This is a genomic window from Phnomibacter sp. (genome assembly GCF_036803085.1).
Lineage (GTDB): Bacteria > Bacteroidota > Bacteroidia > Chitinophagales > Chitinophagaceae > Phnomibacter.
In genome coordinates, this window is the sequence record NZ_DAIRUZ010000002.1 from 62515 (window position 1) to 80478 (window position 17964).

Annotated in this window: 14 protein-coding genes; 6 read left to right on the forward strand and 8 right to left on the reverse strand. The window is 47.1% G+C overall.

Annotated elements, in window-relative coordinates; all coding sequences use genetic code 11:
- Positions 1–32: 32 nt before the first annotated feature.
- From V7Q13_RS04150 to V7Q13_RS04160, 3 genes are all read right to left on the reverse strand, one after another.
- Complete coding sequence (locus V7Q13_RS04150) at positions 33–1019, reverse strand: pyruvate dehydrogenase complex E1 component subunit beta (protein ID WP_333799419.1); 987 nt, start codon at positions 1017–1019, stop codon at positions 33–35.
- Positions 1020–1151: 132 nt separating this feature from the next.
- Positions 1152–2228: a fasciclin domain-containing protein gene (locus V7Q13_RS04155; protein ID WP_333799420.1), complete on the reverse strand. Its 1077-nt coding sequence runs from the start codon at positions 2226–2228 to the stop codon at positions 1152–1154.
- A 31-nt stretch (positions 2229–2259) separates the two neighbouring features.
- Positions 2260–4956 carry a TonB-dependent receptor gene (locus V7Q13_RS04160; RefSeq protein WP_333799421.1) on the reverse strand — a complete coding sequence of 899 codons (2697 nt, stop codon included), beginning with the start codon at positions 4954–4956 and terminating at the stop codon, positions 2260–2262.
- Positions 4957–5110: 154 nt separating this feature from the next.
- Between V7Q13_RS04160 and V7Q13_RS04165 the strand changes: the two genes are divergently transcribed.
- A complete protein-coding gene (locus V7Q13_RS04165) occupies positions 5111–6037 on the forward strand; it encodes a phosphoribosylaminoimidazolesuccinocarboxamide synthase (RefSeq protein WP_333799422.1) in 927 nt (308 codons plus the stop codon).
- A 223-nt stretch (positions 6038–6260) separates the two neighbouring features.
- On the opposite strand, the gene trhO is transcribed toward V7Q13_RS04165, so the two are convergent.
- Both trhO and V7Q13_RS04175 read right to left on the reverse strand, forming a co-directional pair.
- Positions 6261–7298 (reverse strand): oxygen-dependent tRNA uridine(34) hydroxylase TrhO, encoded by a 1038-nt coding sequence (gene trhO / locus V7Q13_RS04170; protein WP_333799423.1) that lies wholly within the window; start codon positions 7296–7298, stop codon positions 6261–6263.
- Between the two features lie 2 nt (positions 7299–7300).
- Positions 7301–7507 carry a hypothetical protein gene (locus V7Q13_RS04175; RefSeq protein WP_333799424.1) on the reverse strand — a complete coding sequence of 69 codons (207 nt, stop codon included), beginning with the start codon at positions 7505–7507 and terminating at the stop codon, positions 7301–7303.
- A gap of 20 nt (positions 7508–7527) precedes the next feature.
- Between V7Q13_RS04175 and V7Q13_RS04180 the strand changes: the two genes are divergently transcribed.
- The 3 genes from V7Q13_RS04180 to V7Q13_RS04190 are packed head-to-tail and all read left to right on the forward strand — an operon-like array spanning position 7528 to position 11349.
- A complete protein-coding gene (locus V7Q13_RS04180; RefSeq protein WP_333799425.1) occupies positions 7528–8004 on the forward strand; it encodes a DUF1572 domain-containing protein in 477 nt (158 codons plus the stop codon).
- Positions 8005–8064: 60 nt separating this feature from the next.
- Positions 8065–10794: an exo-rhamnogalacturonan lyase family protein gene (locus tag V7Q13_RS04185; RefSeq protein WP_333799426.1), complete on the forward strand. Its 2730-nt coding sequence runs from the start codon at positions 8065–8067 to the stop codon at positions 10792–10794.
- Between the two features lie 57 nt (positions 10795–10851).
- Entirely contained in the window at positions 10852–11349 is a 498-nt protein-coding gene (locus V7Q13_RS04190) for a deoxycytidylate deaminase (protein WP_333799427.1), read from the forward strand.
- 94 nt (positions 11350–11443) lie between these two features.
- On the opposite strand, the gene V7Q13_RS04195 is transcribed toward V7Q13_RS04190, so the two are convergent.
- Positions 11444–12811 carry an alkaline phosphatase D family protein gene (locus tag V7Q13_RS04195; RefSeq protein ID WP_333799428.1) on the reverse strand — a complete coding sequence of 456 codons (1368 nt, stop codon included), beginning with the start codon at positions 12809–12811 and terminating at the stop codon, positions 11444–11446.
- 436 nt (positions 12812–13247) lie between these two features.
- Here V7Q13_RS04195 and V7Q13_RS04200 point away from each other — a divergent pair, with 436 nt between their 5' ends.
- Entirely contained in the window at positions 13248–14630 is a 1383-nt protein-coding gene (locus tag V7Q13_RS04200) for a KamA family radical SAM protein (protein WP_333799429.1), read from the forward strand.
- A 45-nt stretch (positions 14631–14675) separates the two neighbouring features.
- Here V7Q13_RS04200 and V7Q13_RS04205 read toward each other — a convergent pair whose 3' ends face one another.
- Complete coding sequence (locus tag V7Q13_RS04205; protein ID WP_333799430.1) at positions 14676–16493, reverse strand: MutS-related protein; 1818 nt, start codon at positions 16491–16493, stop codon at positions 14676–14678.
- A gap of 141 nt (positions 16494–16634) precedes the next feature.
- On the opposite strand from V7Q13_RS04205, the gene V7Q13_RS04210 reads away from it, so the two are divergent.
- Positions 16635–17573 carry an NAD(P)-dependent alcohol dehydrogenase gene (locus V7Q13_RS04210; protein ID WP_333799431.1) on the forward strand — a complete coding sequence of 313 codons (939 nt, stop codon included), beginning with the start codon at positions 16635–16637 and terminating at the stop codon, positions 17571–17573.
- A gap of 73 nt (positions 17574–17646) precedes the next feature.
- Here the strand turns inward: V7Q13_RS04210 and V7Q13_RS04215 are convergent, their stop codons facing one another.
- Complete coding sequence (locus tag V7Q13_RS04215; protein ID WP_333799432.1) at positions 17647–17940, reverse strand: heavy metal-binding domain-containing protein; 294 nt, start codon at positions 17938–17940, stop codon at positions 17647–17649.
- Positions 17941–17964: the final 24 nt, after the last annotated feature.

Sequence of the window (17964 nt, forward strand, 5' to 3'; positions counted from 1 at the left end):
CATGACGGCGCTTTTTATTTGACAGCAACAATTTACTTTTTCATGTACAGCACATCTTTTACCAGCTTTACGGTGCGGGGCACGTCGGGTATGGCCAATGCTGCCAGGTTGGGCGCATAGTGCATGGGGGCATCGACACTGGTAATACGCAGGATGGGTGCATCGAGGTAATCAAAGGCTTCTTTCTGAATGCGGTAAGCTATTTCAGAAGAAACAGAGCACATAGGCCACTGCTCTTCTACAATTACCATACGGTTGGTTTTCTTTACACTTTCTACCATGGTGTGCCAGTCCAGCGGACGAATGCTGCGCAGGTCAATTACTTCTGCACTAATGCCTTCTTTGGCCAGTTCATCAGCAGCGCCCAGGGCAACTTTCACCATTTTGTTGTACGATACGATAGTAACATCGGTACCGGCACGTTTGATATCGGCTTTGCCAATTTCAATCAGGTATTCTTCTTCGGGCACTTCGCCTTTATCGCCATACATCACTTCACTTTCCATGAACATCACGGGGTTGTCGTCGCGGATGGCGGCTTTCATCAAACCCTTAGCATCGTAAGGAGTGCTGGGGCTGATAACTTTAATACCAGGAATATTGGCCAGATAGCTTTCGAAAGCAGTAGAGTGCTGAGCACCCAGCTGACCGGCGCTACCGTTGGGGCCACGAAATACGATTGGGCAACCTACCTGACCACCACTCATGGCCATCATTTTAGATGCAGTATTCAAAATCTGATCCAGTGGCAATACGGCAAAGTTCCAGGTCATGAATTCTACAATCGGACGCAAACCATTTTGCGCAGCGCCTACGGCAATAGCCGCAAAGCCCAGCTCTGCAATGGGCGTATCAATAATACGCTTGGGGCCAAATTCGGCCAGCATACCCTGGCTTACTTTATAGGCGCCATTGTACTCGGCCACTTCTTCACCCATCAGCAATACCCGCTCATCGCGGCGCATTTCTTCACTCATGGCTTCGCGGAGTGCTTCTCTGAATGCTATTATACGTCCCATGCTTAGTTTCTCTGCTTTTTAGGATGGCAAAAGTAAAGGCTGGGGGGCAAAAAGAAAATTTTGATTAACCGCAATCGTGCCCACAAAAAAAGCCGGCTGTAAAAGCCGGCTTTTCTATACGCTGGTAAATGATTATTGTGGCAGTAATACTGCATCAACCACATGTACCACACCATTGATGGCGTTGATATTGGGTGTAACCACAGTAGCTGAATATGGAGTCGGCGGGGTGGTAGGCAATACATTGCCTGGTCCGCGAACAGTAACTGTTCCACCTGTTACATTTATTTGCTGTGCTACCCCCATAATGCTGGCTGCGGTACTGTTACCTGCTGCCAGGTTTACAGAAAATGCACGGCTACCCAACACGTGGAAGGCCACAATACCCCAAACAGTTTCGGTAGGCAAGGCATTGATAGTGGTAATATCTGTAGGCAAGCCCAACGCTGTAAACAGGTTTTGGAAAGCCTGATTGGTAGGCGCAAATACAGTAAGGTTGGCAGCAGCATTGCTCAAAACAGGAATGAGTTTTGGAGCACCAGCTGGCGGACCAGCATCGGCACGTTGCAAGGCTGCCATCAGGTAAGTAAGATTGCTATTGGCTGCAGCCACCTGAGCAATTACTTGTGATGGTGGAAAAAATACTCTGGATATATCATGTATCACGCCGTTTGAGGCGTCAATATCTGTAGCCTTAATAGCTATGTCGTTGAACCAGGCACCGCCGGTGCGACGGCTGGGGAACACAGGCATGCGGTACGGAATAGGTGGCGTAGAAGACAGCACCAAACCGCTTTGCAGGTACATATTAGGGAATGCCGTGCTCAGGTCTGCAGCTTTCAACTCAACACCCGGAATAACATGGGCATTTACAATGGATGCAACTGTAGCAGCAGGCAAGCCACCAACTACGGTTTCGTTAGGAATACCGCTGGCAATAAACGCATCATTATCCGGTGCAAAAACGGTGTATACTGCAGAAGCATCTGAAGGATTGAACGTAAGCGCAGTACCGGCACGGGTAATGGCTGCACGTAAAATGGAATATTTAGCATTGCCTGCAAGCAGCTGCGTAATGGTTTGGCCAGTGGGTGCTGGCGGTACGATTGGTGTAGCCTTCGGCAATTCTTTATTGCACGAAGACAGCATAGCAGCTCCCGCTACAAGTACGGTTGCTGTGCCCCACCATTTGCTGAAAATATTTTTCATACAGAAGTAGTTTTAAAACGTTGGGGTTGAATTACAAAACATTGTAGGCGAAACTTACGTAGTACAGGCCACCAATGCTTGGGTTGGCTACAGCTGTACGGTAGTAAGAGTTCAACAAGTTGTTGGCACCTACTTTGATAACCGATTTGATTTTTGGCGCTTTGAAGTTTACGCTGGCATCCACTGTGTGGTACGCTGGTAATTGCCCCTGAATGAAATCACTCTCATAAAAGAATGCTTCCTGCCAACGCCAGGTAAGGTTAAAGCCAACCAGTTTTTTAGCACCAAATCCGGTATTGCCAATCGATACGTTTGTACGGTACTTAGGCGCATTGAAGAAGGCACGGAAACCAGCCGGCACATCATTCAACACATCAGATGAAGCGTTCAAACCGAGGGTGAAACCCACAGGCAACAGGTAATCGATGCTGGCCCCCCAACCGTAGGTTTTTACATTGCCGGGAGCATTAACCACCAGGCTAAAGCCCTGCGATGCGCCACCTTGTGATGGAACGCCACTGGCAAACTGAATACCATCGCGACGGCTGAGGAAGTTTTGATAAGTTCCTACATAACCGTACACATCAAACAGCAACTTGCCCTTTACCACTGTTTTGTAACCCAGCTCGAAAGAGGTTACGCTTTCTGGCTTGGTTTGTACATATTGAATGCGTTCGCTGAGGTTGGTGGGGTTGTATGCAGGGTTGCTGATAAGGTTATACTTTTCATACAAAGCCCTGTTTTCGCCCAGCAAAATACCGGTACCCACGTTCAGGTTGATCCACTGCTGCTGAGTAGAGGGGAAACGATACGCTGTTTGATAAGAAAAACGAATATTGTGGTTTTTGGCAGGTTTGAAGAGAGCTGTAACCCGTGGTGTAAAGCGACCTTCGAAGTTTTCGTTTTTGTCGTAACGGCCCGATGCCAGCAAACGCAGTTTTTCGTCGAAGAAAGACTTGGCAATTTGGATATAGCCGCCAATTTCATTGATTTTGATTGGCTCACCTACTTTGTCGGCAAACAAGGTACCCTGGCTATTGAGCACATATTGCTTCCAGTTGCCACCCACCATAATGTCGGCAAACTTGATGATGTCGGCAAAGTTGTACTGACCTTCTACCATGTACAAATCACTGCGGTCGAGGAACAACCCGCCTTGTGGAATTGGCCTGCGACGAACCTGATCGAAAATAGTACGGAACTGTTGAGTACCTGCAGCAGGACGACCAGCATCGGCAACACCACGGGCTATGTTGTGGGCTTCCAAATCAGGACGACCACCCAACTTTGCATTCATGTATGCAATGGCATACTCAGGATACCAGGTGGTGCTGGGCTTCCAGGCTTCGTTGAATAGCTGTGAAGTAACAGTAAGGTTGTACGATTCGCCAGAGTTTTCCTGTGTGGTAAAGCCACGGAGGAACCAGTTTTTACCCTGGAACTCAAGTTTGTACTGACCAATTTTAAAATCTTTCAAAGAGTAGCGCTGGCTTCCGGTGTACACACTGTTGCCCGTACCCCAGTGGCCGGCCAAAATGGCTTCAACATTCTTAGCAATTTTATAGTGCATGGCACCAGAAAACTTGAAGTTGAAAGTATTCGGATTGGTCACTTCTTTTTCAGTATAGCCAGTGCGGCTTACAGGAATATTGGTAGGTAATGTATTGATATACCCTTGCCAGAACGGAGCCTGAGCACCTATCAGATTTAATACGCTACGTAGGTTAGTGCTGGTTTCATCGCCATACACGTTTACACCATCATAGTTAGGATCGGTGTTGCGGGTACCATCTACCAAAGAACCTGAGGTTGAACCTACCCTGCGGTAGTTGCGCATGTCATCTGCCAACCAGTCTTTGGCTTGTATAAATTCGGCACCAATTTTATAAGCAAATTTTTCGCTTACTTTTTTGCCATAACGCACCGCCCAGTTGTGATAGCCCGATGTAGGCCGCTGGCTACGGTCGGTGTGCATCAAACCGGTTTTAATCTGGAAAGACAGGCCCTGATATTTAAAGGGGTTTTTACCATTGATGAGGATGGTACCGTTCATACCGCCGGGGCCGTACAAAGCAGAAGAAGCACCCTGTAGCAGTTCGAAGTTGTCTACATCCAGTTCGGTAAGGCCGATAACGCTACCCACCGAAAAGTTAAGACCCGGTGCCTGGTTATCCATGCCATCCATCATTTGGTTTACACGGGTGTTACCGCTACCATTGAAACCACGAGTGGCTGGGGTTTTAAATGTAAGAGAGCTGGTTACTACGTCAACACCCTTGAGGTTGCTGATCATGTCGTAGTAGTTGGCTGCAGGTGCATTGCGAATGGCAGTGTTGCCCACCCGCTCAATACTTACCGGCGATTCTAAAATGCGGGAAGGCGTTCGGGTGGCACTCACCACAACCTCCTGCCCCAGCGCAGAGCTTTGTTCCAATTGAACTTCGTTACCCTCTGCCTGCGTAACCGTAATGGTTTTGGTGGCAAAGTTGACAGCGGATATTTCCAGTGTGACAGGAAGGGATTGTGAGGTGGAGAGTGTGAAGTTTCCTTTATCATCTGTGTAGGTACCAATGTTGGTGCCTTTAATTACAACAGATACTGCGGAAATGGTCCCTTTCGTGGTGGCGTCTTTTACGGTGCCCTTTATGGTCACCGCCTGAGCGATGGCTGCAATCGTGAATGCATTTACCATGATCAGCACTGCCACTAGTGGTAGCACTTTTCTCATAAGTATGTTTTTTATCTAAGCAAATATGGGGGTTTTAGGTACAATTGTGACACATACTTTACAAATGGTTTTAACCAATGCACAGCTTATGCAGATTTATGCGAAAACTTAAAGTGAAGATGCAGTAACCAAGCGAATCGTTTTTCTTTGCGGCATGAGCAATCTTACCATTTCTAATACTACCGCCTATTACAAAGGAAAGGTGCGGGATGTTTACAGCATCGGTCAAAACTTACTGGTGATGGTGGCCAGCAACCGCATTTCCGCCTTCGATGTGATTTTACCAAAACCCATCCCCTACAAAGGACAGGTGCTGAACCAGATAGCGGCCCACATGCTGCAAGCCACGGCCGACATTTGCCCCAACTGGCTGCTCGATGTACCGGCACCGAATGTGAGCATTGGCAAACGTTGCGTTCCCTTTCGGGTAGAAATGGTGGTGCGGGGCAACCTCACCGGCCATGCCTGGCGCACCTACAACAGCGGCCTTCGTACCCTTTGCGGCGTGGCACTGCCCGAGGGCATGAAAGAAAATGATTACTTCCCCACACCCATTATTACACCCAGTACCAAGGCCGAAGCTGGCCACGATGAAGACATCAGCCGCGAAGACATCATTGCACAAGGCATTGTAAATGCCGAGGACTATGCGGTGCTGGAGCAATACACATTGGCATTGTTTGAAAGAGGCAAAGCCATTGCAGCCAAGCAAGGATTGATACTGGTGGATACCAAATATGAGTTTGGAAAAATTGGCGACACCATCTACCTGATGGATGAAATTCATACCCCCGATAGCAGCCGCTATTTTTATGCCGATGGCTTTGAAGAAAGACAAGCCGCTGGCGAAAAGCAACAGCAACTCAGCAAAGAGTTTGTGCGGGAATGGCTCATCGCCAACAACTTCATGGGTAAAGAAGGCCAAACCGTGCCGGAAATGACTGATGAATGGATTGACACCATTAGCCAGCGTTACATTACCCTGTACGAAAAAGTAGTGGGTGAAAAATTTGTACCCCAAGCATGGAGCGATGAAGCAACAGTAGAAGCTATCGAAGCTTCGCTGGCAAAGTTGCAATAAGGATTAACTGCTACTGAAATACAGATACGTTACTTTGCGATAATAGTTTACTGAATAGCAAAGGGAGTCATTCAAATATTGAATGACTCCCTTTTTGTATTGAATACTTCAATCCATCCTCTTATCTGATGGAAAACGAAATGCCAGAAAGAAAAAATCCTCACCCGCCTTTCTAACATCCAACATCAGTCATCTAACAACTCTTCCCATCAACAACCAACTATCATCTACCATCTAATCTCGGTCTCAACCGCTCCCGGCTCTTGCTGAAAATATGAGCCCCATTGTCTTTGCCTTTGCGCAATTCTTTTTGTGCTTCTTCGGGTAAATGAATCACTTCCTGGCAAGCTGTACTGCAGCAGCCTTCATAGGTTGCTTTGCAAGCATCGCATTGTATAAACAGCAGGTGGCAGGCATCGTTGGCGCAGTTGGTATGCGTGTCAGCGGGCTGTCCGCACTGGTGGCATTTTGCAATCACATCTTCTGTAACTCTTTCGCCCAGGCGATTATCGAACACAAAGTTTTTACCAATAAACTTTTGCTCCAGTCCTTGTTCTTTTACCTGATGCACATAGTTGATGATACCACCTTCAATGTGAAACACATTTTTAAAACCACGGTGCAGCATGTACGCACTGGCCTTCTCGCAGCGGATACCGCCGGTGCAATACATAATCACGGGCTTGTCTTCGCGGCCCTTCATCATGTCTACCGCCATGGGTAGTTGCTCCCGAAAAGTATCGCTGGGTATTTCAATGGCGTTATCAAAATGGCCCACTTCGTACTCGTAATGGTTGCGCATGTCAATCACCAAAACGTCGGGGTTTTGCATGAGTTCATTTACTTCTTTCGCCTTCAGGTACTTCCCTTTTCGCTCCATGCTGAAGTTGGGATCATCAATACCATCGGCTACAATTTTATCCCGCACTTTTATACGCAGCACCCAAAAACTTTTACCGTCATCTTCTACAGCAATGTTCAGGCGCATGCCATTCATCCATTCGTAACTGTACAGGTATTGCCGCAATGCATCAAAGTTGGAAGAAGGCACACTGATTTGTGCATTGATGCCTTCATGTGCCACATAAATGCGGCCAAACACTTTGAGGGCATGCAGTCCCTTCCAAAGCTCATCCCGAAATGCCTGCGGATTGGCAATAGGATGGTACATGTAAAAACTGATGGTAGTACGCGGCTCGGTTTCTTGCATCAGCCGCTCTTTGAGTTCCTTGTTGGAAACCCGGTTGTGGAGTAACGCCATGGTCAATAAAATTTTAAGGTCACGCCGAAGCGAGATGTTGCATCCAACGCCAGTTGCAGGCTGGCCAAAATTTTTGGAAACGCCGCGAAGATACAGGATGCTGATAAAGAAGATTCAGCTTGCACCCACAGATAGTTGGCGGTGCAGTATCTTTCAATATTGACAATGCGGACCTGTAGCTTGTGCATCAATACAGCAACCATTCCCATTCTTGTAAAAATTATTGCTTATGCAACCCCTTCTTCCAGCACAAATAGCTGTTCATTTTCAGCAAGTATACCATGGTGGCAACTGGGCCAGCAGTCATTACAAAGCCGTGATGGCTGATGTTGACTGGACGATGGCCAACCAAACTATGGGCGGTTGCAACAGCATTGCCAGCTTGTTTTTTCACACGCAATATTACATTGGCATTGTGCTTAAAGTATTGCAGGGCGGACCACTGCAAGGCAGCGACAAAGAAAGTTTTGTACACCCGCCTGTACACAATGAAGCAGAATGGGAAGCCTACAAAACACAAGCCTGGCAGCAAGCTGAGGCATTTGCAGCGGCATTGGCCAATTTGCCGGAATGCCAATTGTGGCAAGACTTCATCAAACCAGCATACCATACTTACTACTGGCAAATGCATGGACTGATTGAGCACTTGCATTATCACCTCGGGCAAATTGTTGTGCTCAAAAAAATACTCCGCCATCAGGCATGACAGACACGGACAGACAGCCCGGTTGCAATGTGCAAATTTGATACACGTAAATGCTTTGCCATGGGTAAAAAGAAATTGTCCCGCCGATTGTTTGTACAGCAAACTTCCCGTCTTGCTATAGCCGCCCCTGTTGTTGGTTCGCTGTCCTCCTTTGCGGCATCCTCATCTCCCAAAGATGAAGGAATATACATTCCGCTACGCTGGATTGATGAACAAGAAAAAACAAACTGTGTGGGCAACACCTGGGGCGTGCCATGGCCAAAGGGCGTACTGACTGATACACGCAAACTGCAAGTAAACTCCGGCACCGAAAATATTCCTACACAAAGCTGGATTACCGGTCGCTGGCCCGATGGCTCTGCCAAATGGACAGCACATAGTATTCCTGCAGGTACCTATACCAACAACCTTGTATTGGTGCAAGAGCAAAAAGAAAGCAGCAGTAAAATATTGCAAGTTTCCAAACAACAAAATGGCTGGACGATTGACACGGGTGTGATACAATTAACCGTGGCGAATAGAGGCAACGTACTCATACCTGCTTTGCAACGCAATAACAAAACAATTGGGCAGCATGGCCGCTTGGTATTGCAAAGCCAACAACAAGCTACTGCTGCTGCTCATCACGCATTAACCACAACATCATTTGAAGGCATTATAGAACAAGCCCAACTGGAACAGCAAGGCCCCATAAGAGCCGTTGTAAAATGGACAGGTAAACACAAAAGCCAGCAAGGCCGCAGCTGGATACCATTTACGGTGCGTATGTACGTATATGCCGGCAGCGATTGCATTCGGTTGGTACACAGCATTGTATTTGATGGTAATGAGCTACAGGATTTTATTAGCGGCATTGGCATTCGCTTTGATGTACCTTTTGATACGCCAGCCTACAACCGGCATGTGCGTTTTTGTGGTGCCAATGGCGGTGTATTTGCAGAAGCTGTGCAAGGCCTCACGGGGCTGCGCCGCGATGCAGGCCCGAACATTCGTACTGCACAAATACAAGGCCGTGCTGTATCAGACAGCAACAGCTGGCCTGAGCCCATTCGTAAAGGATTGCCCTACATTCCACAGTTTGGCGACTACACACTATGCCAACCTACAGCAGATGGCTACAGCATCAAAAAAAGAACGGGCGAACAATTTGGCTGGATACAAAGTACTGCCGGGCACAGGGCCTTGGGCACGGCTTACCTTGGCTCACCCAATGGTGGACTGGCGTTGGGCCTGCGGCATTTTTGGCAAAGCCACCCTGCACAAATAGACATTCGTAATGCACATAGCAGTGTAGGCTCAATCACCTTGTGGATGTGGGCTCCCGAAGCGCCGGCCATGGACCTGCGCTTTTACCATGATGGCATGGGACAAGACAGCTACGAAAAGCAACTGGCCGGATTAGACATTACTTATGAAGATTATGAACCGGGCTTTGGTACGGCCATGGGCATTGCCCGCACCAGCGAATTGTTTTGCCAGGTATTGGCCGCAACGCCCGACAATGAAACCCTTGCACAAATAGCCAAGCGTAACGAAGCACCGCCGCAATTGCTGGCCACATCAGCCTACATGAAATCCGCAGCAGCATTTGCCGGATTTTGGAGCTTGCCCGATCCAGGTAATGCTGCCTTCAAACAAATAGATGAGCAACTCGATTTTTATTTTGCGCATTACCAACAGCAGGTAGAACAGCGCAGGTGGTATGGCTTCTGGCATTTTGGCGATGTAATGCATAGCTATGATACCGACCGGCATGTTTGGAAATACGATGTAGGCGGCTTTGCATGGGATAACTCAGAGTTGAGCACCGACCTCTGGTTGTGGTTCTATTTTTTGCGTACCGGTCGTGCCGATGTATTTCGATTTGCAGAAGCCATGACACGCCACACAGGAGAAGTAGATGTGCATCACTTGGGAAAATTTGCACCATTGGGCAGCAGGCACAATGTGCAACACTGGGGTTGTAGCGCCAAGCAATTGCGCATCAGCACCGTGGCCAACAGGCGCATCTATTATTACCTTACTGCCGATGAACGGGTGGGCAATTTGATGGACGAACAAGTGAATGCTTACAAAACATTAGCGCTGATAGCTCCCGGCCGCAAACTGCCAAAAGGCGATGTTCAACAAGTATCGGCAACAGCCAACCATGTAAACATGGGCTTTGGCACCGACTGGGGTTCGGCCGCAGCTGCATGGTTGATGCACTGGGAGCGAACAGGCAACGCAAAGGTATTGACGCTATTGCGCAACAGCATGGCCAGCATTGCAGCGCAACCCAAAGGTTTTTTCACCGGCGGTGCCCCCATGGATATAGACAATGGTAAATTCATCATCGACAAAACAGGCAAACTATCCGTTTCGCACCTGAGTGCTGCTTTTGGATTACCCGAGGTTTGTGCAGAGCTCATTCAAACGTTTGAAGACAAAGCATTTGAAAATGCATGGCTACAATACTGCCGATTGTACAACGCTTCAGCACAAGAACAACAAGCTGAATTGGGACAGGCTTTGAGCAAACTGAATCTGGCGCAGGGCCATTCCCGATTGACGGCGTACGCAGCGCAACGCTTGCAGGATGCTGCATTGGGTAAGCGGGCCTGGCAAGAGTTTTATGCTGGAGGTGCGGGCATTCGAAAACCCGTTTTACAAACCAACAAAATACTGCCGCCGGTAGTGATGAATGCCATTGATGAAGCACCGGGAGTAAGCACCAATGCAGTGGCACAATGGGGCTTGGCTGCCATGCAATGTCAGGCCTGTGCAGGCGATGTTGTGGTAGAAAAATAGCACCTGGTGGCAATATGATTGGCCTACGGTATATTGCAGTATCAGACAATTAACCTCATGGCAAAAAGAACCGATTACATTAGCTGGGATGAATATTTTATGGGCGTGGCGCTGCTGAGCGGCCGACGCAGCAAAGACCCCAGCACACAAGTAGGTGCCTGCATTGTAAACAAGCAAAACAAAATTGTTGGTGCGGGCTACAATGGCTTACCTATTGGTTGCAGTGATGATGATTTTCCATGGGGTAAACAGGGCGATTTTTTGCAAACAAAATATCCGTACGTGTGCCATGCAGAGCTCAATGCCATTCTCAACAATATTGGCATGGACCTCAGTGGTTGCCGCATTTATACAGCGTTGTTTCCTTGCAACGAATGCGCCAAAGCCATCATTCAATCGGGTATTAAAGAAGTAGTTTTTCTGAGTGACAAATACGCCGGCAATGATTCATTTGTCGCTTCCAAGCACATGTTTGATACCGCTGGAGTGAGCTATCGGAAAGTAACCACACAGGTAAAAAAAATTGAACTCTCTTTTGATGAAGGAGATGTGTAAGAAAATGATGATGCATTCAAAATTATAAAGAGCAAGAACATAAAGTCCTTGCTCTTTATATAAATACCTGAAGGTAAAGCCAGCGGTTGCGTTTTTAAAATCTTAGCTCCTGTTCTCCCACTTGCCACTGACCAAGAGCTTCGCCTTTGATACCCAAGAATTCCACTTTCATCACCCGCTTACTCCGTGGACCGCTAATGCTGATGCGACCGTAATTCTGCAATTTATCAATACCCAGTATCCGCCAAGGATTGTTGGCTTCTTTGCCACCAAATGCATGTGTACCACTAGTGAGTGGCGAACAAGTGATATCGTACATCGGATACAAACCGTCATGCTGTACTTTAATAATTTCTGTATGGTGCCTGTCGCCGGTGAGGAAAAGAATGCCTGGAATTTTTTCTGTTTTGATGAACTCCATCAACTCATTGTATTCAACGGGAAAATCGAGCAACTTGTCAAACGGGCTGCCGGGATTGAGCACCTGGCTTCCGGTTACAATCACACGAAAACTGATGTGTGGATTGTTTTTAGAATAACGCAATTCATTTTTCAACCACTCCAATTGTTGCTTGCCATACATGCGTTTGTGTGCATTGGGTTTGCCATTGAGGCTGTCGGGCAGTTCATCAAAATCACGCCACCAACGGTCATCCATCATAAAGAAATCGACGTCGGCATAAGTATACTTGCCATAAATCCCTTCATTGTTTTCTCCATAAGTCGGGTTCATCCACATGTGGCGAAACACCTCACGACTGGTTTGTTTGAATTGAAAACTTTTGCCATAATCATTGGGACCATAATCATGATCATCCCATATAGCGAGGTGCGGCATGTTGGCCCAAAGTTGTTTTAATGATGGACTGCTGCGGTCGCGGTAAGCACGGTACCACATGCCCCATTCATTGCTGTAATCCACATCGCGGGTATACCAGTTATCGCCGAGCCACATCATGAATGCAGCTTGTTCTTTGGCCATCGTTTCAAAGATGCTGCTATCGCCGCCGTAAGGTTTTCCGGGCCTGTCGAAGCGAGGTTCATTGAAGTACGCACAACTGCCTGTAATGAAACTAAAATCCGGTGCATTGCTTCGCCACTGAAACAAGGCTTGTGTGGTAAATGAGCCCTTGCCCATTACAACCGGCGGCTGGTGCGTGGGCCCATCTTTCAGCGTCACTTCGTATTCATACGTTGTAGCAGGTTCCAGATTAACGACCTCGAATTGCTGAAAATGATAGGGCGCATTTTTATCTGTGGGCAATGTTCTTACCACTTGCTTTTGTTGTGGTTTTCCTTTTGCCCACACTTGCACTGTAGCTATCGCAGTTTTGCTTTCAGTTGCGGCCCACAATTTTGCAGTCCGCATCGATACTGGCCCCAATACAGGACCAACTGCTGTTTGTGCCATGAGCCACAATCCGCTGCACATGGCCAACAATGTTATCCCTAACCGTTTCATTGTACTGAATTTTGTGGCAAGCTACTGCATTGTGTTGAATTACGGGAAACAGCAAAACCTGTTAAAAAAAATGATGCATTTGTGCTGCTCATCATTCATAGAAGGGCGACGACGAATCAAACAGTATCAAACTGTTTCAGCACTTTATCATGAACAAAAACACCTATTGACCGACTGTTAAAATATAGTCGCAATGCTGCTACCACTTGTAGCATCAGCTTGCCTAAAAAAGGCAGCTTGGCTATATTCGTTTGTACCCAACGTTGCAGCCTGAATGTATGTGTTGATGTTTTACGCATACATGTTCTCTTGTATTTTTTGCAGTTTTCGCTACTGTACTTTTTGTATTACAGGCTGCTTCACTTCACTCACCTGCATGCCCATGGTATGCCCACACTAAAGCAAATGTTTTCTTCACCAAAATCCCTTTTATCCAATGGAACAAATGCTCGACAACATCACCAACAGCATGAAGTACAAATCGTACGCCTTGCACAATTACAAAACCATTCCACAGGTACAAGCACTGCCGGAAGAATTGTTAGAAGCCATTGAAGTGGTTGGCCATGTGCTTCCTTTCAAAACCAACAACTATGTGGTGGATGAATTGATCAATTGGGATCAGGTACCTAACGACCCCATATTTACGCTGACATTTCCACGCAAAGAAATGTTGCAGCCGCATCATTACAAAAGAATGAAAGCTGCACTGGATGCAGGCTTGAGTAAAGACGAGATAAAAGCAGTTGCGAATGAAATACGCATGGAACTAAATCCGCACCCTGCCGGGCAGGATAAAAATGTGCCCATGCTTGGCGATGTAAAACTGAGTGGTGTACAGCACAAGTACCGCGAAACAGTGTTGTTCTTTCCCAGCCAAGGGCAAACCTGTCATGCTTATTGCAGCTTCTGTTTTCGATGGCCACAGTTTGTGGGCATGGATGAAATGAAATTTGCGATGAAAGAAACCGATCAGCTAGTGCAATACCTGAAAGAACATCGTGAAGTAACGGATGTGTTGTTTACCGGCGGCGATCCTATGGTGATGAAATCAAAACTCCTGCGGGCTTATATCGAACCATTGCTGAGCGATGAATTGTGGAATGTGCAAACCATTCGCATTGGTTCAAAATCGTTGGCGTACTGGCCCTACAAATACATTACAGATGATGATGCAGAAGATACACTGGCTTTGTTTACAGAAATTACCCGCAAGGGGAAAAATCTGGCCTTCATGGCACACTTTAATCATCCCGCAGAGTTGGATACCCCTGCTGTAAAAGAAGCCATCATTCGCATTCGCTATACCCGTGCACAAATACGTACACAGTCACCCATTTTGCGAGGCATCAACGACAAGCCTGAAATATGGACAGAAATGTGGCGCAAACAAGTAAACCTGAATTTGATTCCGTACTACATGTTTGCGGTGAGAGATACAGGTGCTCAACATTTCTTCGGCTTACCATTGGTTGAAGCACAGGAAATTTGGCGACAAGCTTGGCAACGTGCCAGTGGTGTTTGCCGCACAGTGCGTGGCCCCAGCATGAGCTGCACACCGGGAAAAGTTCAAATGCTGGGCACATCAGAAATCAACGGACAAAAAGTGATGGTACTCCGGTTTTTACAAGGTCGCAATCCCGATTGGGTGGGCCGTCCGTTCTTTGCCGAGTACAACGAAAAAGCTATCTGGATAGATGAATTGAAACCGGCTTTCGGTGAAAGCAAATTCTTTTTTGAAGATGAACTACAAGAAATATTATCAGGCAGAATCAGTTACAACTGTACAACAGATGAACCGCTACTATTGACAGTATAAAACATGTAAGCGCCGCATTGATGATGTATCAATGCGGCGCTTACATTACATATCTATCCCAATTTTTTTCATGAGGATGGAGGCATTGAGACTCTGGCAAATGCCCTGCTTCAATTGGTAATCGAAATACAATTCTTCACCCGACACCTGCACATCAAAATGATAATTGTGAATGTGATCGGGATATTGATGTACGAGCTCCGCCAACGCTAAATCATGTGTGGCTATCATACCACATGCTTGCTGCGCAATGAGCTGCTTAATGAGTGCCGCAGAACCAGCATGCCTGTCGCCACTATTAGTACCACGTAGTATTTCATCCAGCAACAAATACACAGGTTGCTGGGCTTTCACCGCATCAATAATGCTTTTCAACTTTTTGAGTTCGGCATAAAAGGTACTGGTACTTTCTGCCAGGTTATCAGCAATGCGCATGCTACTCATCACCTGCATGTAACTCATGCGGCAATGCAACGCACAAACCGGTGCGCCAGCCTGCGCCATCACCATGGCCAAGCCTACGCTGCGCAAAAAAGTACTCTTGCCCGCCATGTTGCTGCCGGTAATAATATTTACCTGTGCTACACCCTCCGTAGCTATATCACTCACTACTCTTTTGTCGGCAGCTATTAATGGATGCCCCAAGGCATTGGCCTCAAAACTGCCATGCTGTGCCAGCATTTGCGGAAAGCACCAATGTGGCATGTTGTACGCCAATGTGGCCAGCGATGAAGCAGCCTCCACTTCGCCCAACACTTCCAGCCATTTTGTAGCAGCTGCTGCATGTTGTTTTTTCCATTGGGCAAAAAGCAACATTTGCTGCAAGTCCCAAAACAGCAAAATGTTGAGTGGAATAAACGCCACCGGATTGAGCCGGTAATCAAAACGGCTGAGCAACTGATTTAGGCCGGCCACTGCTTTGCTGGCCATGGGTTGTCCGTTTACAACGAGTACAGATTGACGCTGTGCCAACCAGGGGCTGTTGCCCACCGGCATTTGCTCCACATATTGCAGCGAAGCAGCAAGTCCATTAATTTCTTTACTCATACGGCCGAGCATTTGCCAGGTAGGCGTAGCCAACTTGCTGATATAACCAGTACCTAAAAAGAAAACCAAAAAGTAAATATTGAACCAAAAGCCCGGCAAATAATCAAACCAATAAGCTGTAAACAAACCGATAGAAACAATGGGGCCTACCCAACGCAACAAGTACCAACCTGTTGCAGCAAATACATCTTCTTTCGATTGCATCCACTGCTGCAGCTTTTGCGCTGTAGCAGCACTCACCGGATGCTCCCGTCCACTGGCTTGTAAGTGCTGCCGCCAGCCTACATGTGGTGCCAATTGCTGCACAGCCGCTTGCCTCGCCGGCAATTCTTCGGGCGATGCCGGCTGCAACAACCAAGCTGCTAAAGTGGTTCTTCCGGCGTCACTTTCTGCCCGCTGCAAGTATTGGTACAGCGAGGCTTCGCCAAACACATCGAGGTCGTGGGCGTAAGCATGATTGGGCGGCAAATACGCAGCGCCATCATAACGGTCTTTGTAGTAGTGCTGTTGCAACTGCCGCAGTTCTGCCTGATTGATTAAAATGAGTTGCTCTACATGTTGCAGCTTATGTTGCACATTCATGCTCAGTACCACTAACCGAAGAAAAACAGCTATCAGGAAAACCGATGGCAATACAACCCACCAACTGCTGATTGGCCATTGCCAATACAGCCAAACAATAGCCAGCACCATAGTCAGTAACCGGCTCCACGACAACCAGCTACGTTTGCGCCGTAGTTGTGCCGCAGTGGTTTCATAATCGGCGGCGAATTGCTTGTATTGTACAACAGGATCGTGGAAAGACGTAGCAGGCATGCTGCAAAGAAACAGGTTTCACGGATGTATTGATGCTGGCTTATACAGGTGCATATGCCAATTATAGAAGCCTGTTTGCCACTCATCAATATCTGCTATAGAAAAGTATTTTTTTGATAACTGCCATGTATTTTACCACTCATGAAAGCTATCATCTGCACACAATACGGGCCACCAGAAGTACTGCAATTACAAACTGTATCCACCCCCACACCTCGCAATCATGAAGTGCTGGTAAAAATTCATGCAACAGCTGTTAACTCTGGTGATGTTCGCATACGAGGGTTAGCAGTAGAAGGTATGATGAAATGGCTGATGCTGTTGGTGATGGGCTGGAAAGGTCCTCGCAAAAAAATACTGGGCAATGTTTTTTCGGGTGAGGTTGTGGCCACCGGCATTGCGGTGACGAAATACAAAAAAGGGGATAATGTATTTGGGATGACTGGCTTTAGCATGGGCACTTATGCGGAGTATATGTGCATTGCCGAAACCAAAAACCTGCTGCTAAAACCCAACAATGCTTCACATGCTGAAGCTGCGGCCAATGTGTTTGGCGGACAAACGGCCATTCACTTTTTACTAAAAGCAGGTATTCAAAAAAGAACTTCTCCAAAAGTGTTGATTATTGGCGCTACAGGTGCCGTAGGTACTGCTGCCATTCAAATTGCAAAGCACTTTAACGCAGAAATTACAGCCGTGTGTAGTAGTAACGGTTTGGCATTGGTGCAGCAGTTAGGTGTAGAAAAAGTAATCCTGTACGACAAAGAAAATTTTACCGCCTGCACCGAAAAATTTGACATTGTATTTGATGCTGTAGGCAAAACCAACAAAAAACAATGCCAACCACTCTTGCTACCCAATGGCATGTACAAAACGGTGGGCGGATGGGAAGTAGCCACAGAAACCATTGCACAACTGCAGCTATTGAAAGACCTGTTTGAGCAAGATGCTTACCATGCGGTGATAGACAAAGTTTACAATATGGAGGATGTAGTTGCGGCACACCAGTATGTAGACAGCGGCCGTAAAAAAGGGAATGTGGTACTCCTCATTCATCAAGACTCAACTGAGAAAAAGTAAAACCAGCATGAAACAAAAAAGCATCGTCGGCTTTTGACCAACGATGCTTCGTCAATATAGGCACGTGATGTAGTTACGCTTTCTTTTTCAGGTCCATGCCACACTTGCCGCATTTGCCGGGCTTGTCTTTGGCAGGCTCACACTTCATGGGGCATTCGTATTGTGCTGTAGCTTCTTTTTGCTTTTTCAGTTCCATGCCGCATTTGCCACACTTACCGGGCTTGTCGCTGGGAGCTTCGCATTTCATGGGGCACTCATACTTTGCAGCTTCTTTCTTGCCATGCTTGTGTTGCTTTTCCTGAAAAGCGAATGCAGCTACAGAAACAATGGCCATTACGGCTACGAGGAATACACGGATTTTTTTCATATACAATCTTTTTTTTGTTGAATA

What these genes read in the sequence shown, in the direction of transcription:
- V7Q13_RS04200 (WP_333799429.1), top strand. Translation starts at nt 13,248, where the DNA reads ATGGAACAAATGCTCGACAACATCACCAACAGCATGAAGTACAAATCG.
- V7Q13_RS04190 (WP_333799427.1), top strand. Translation starts at nt 10,852, where the DNA reads ATGGCAAAAAGAACCGATTACATTAGCTGGGATGAATATTTTATGGGC.
- V7Q13_RS04210 (WP_333799431.1), top strand. Translation starts at nt 16,635, where the DNA reads ATGAAAGCTATCATCTGCACACAATACGGGCCACCAGAAGTACTGCAA.
- V7Q13_RS04155 (WP_333799420.1), bottom strand. Translation starts at nt 2,228, where the DNA reads ATGAAAAATATTTTCAGCAAATGGTGGGGCACAGCAACCGTACTTGTA.
- V7Q13_RS04180 (WP_333799425.1), top strand. Translation starts at nt 7,528, where the DNA reads ATGCAACCCCTTCTTCCAGCACAAATAGCTGTTCATTTTCAGCAAGTA.
- V7Q13_RS04165 (WP_333799422.1), top strand. Translation starts at nt 5,111, where the DNA reads ATGAGCAATCTTACCATTTCTAATACTACCGCCTATTACAAAGGAAAG.
- V7Q13_RS04215 (WP_333799432.1), bottom strand. Translation starts at nt 17,940, where the DNA reads ATGAAAAAAATCCGTGTATTCCTCGTAGCCGTAATGGCCATTGTTTCT.
- trhO (WP_333799423.1), bottom strand. Translation starts at nt 7,298, where the DNA reads ATGGCGTTACTCCACAACCGGGTTTCCAACAAGGAACTCAAAGAGCGG.
- V7Q13_RS04150 (WP_333799419.1), bottom strand. Translation starts at nt 1,019, where the DNA reads ATGGGACGTATAATAGCATTCAGAGAAGCACTCCGCGAAGCCATGAGT.
- V7Q13_RS04205 (WP_333799430.1), bottom strand. Translation starts at nt 16,493, where the DNA reads ATGCCTGCTACGTCTTTCCACGATCCTGTTGTACAATACAAGCAATTC.
- V7Q13_RS04160 (WP_333799421.1), bottom strand. Translation starts at nt 4,956, where the DNA reads ATGAGAAAAGTGCTACCACTAGTGGCAGTGCTGATCATGGTAAATGCA.
- V7Q13_RS04195 (WP_333799428.1), bottom strand. Translation starts at nt 12,811, where the DNA reads ATGAAACGGTTAGGGATAACATTGTTGGCCATGTGCAGCGGATTGTGG.
- V7Q13_RS04175 (WP_333799424.1), bottom strand. Translation starts at nt 7,507, where the DNA reads ATGGGAATGGTTGCTGTATTGATGCACAAGCTACAGGTCCGCATTGTC.
- V7Q13_RS04185 (WP_333799426.1), top strand. Translation starts at nt 8,065, where the DNA reads ATGGGTAAAAAGAAATTGTCCCGCCGATTGTTTGTACAGCAAACTTCC.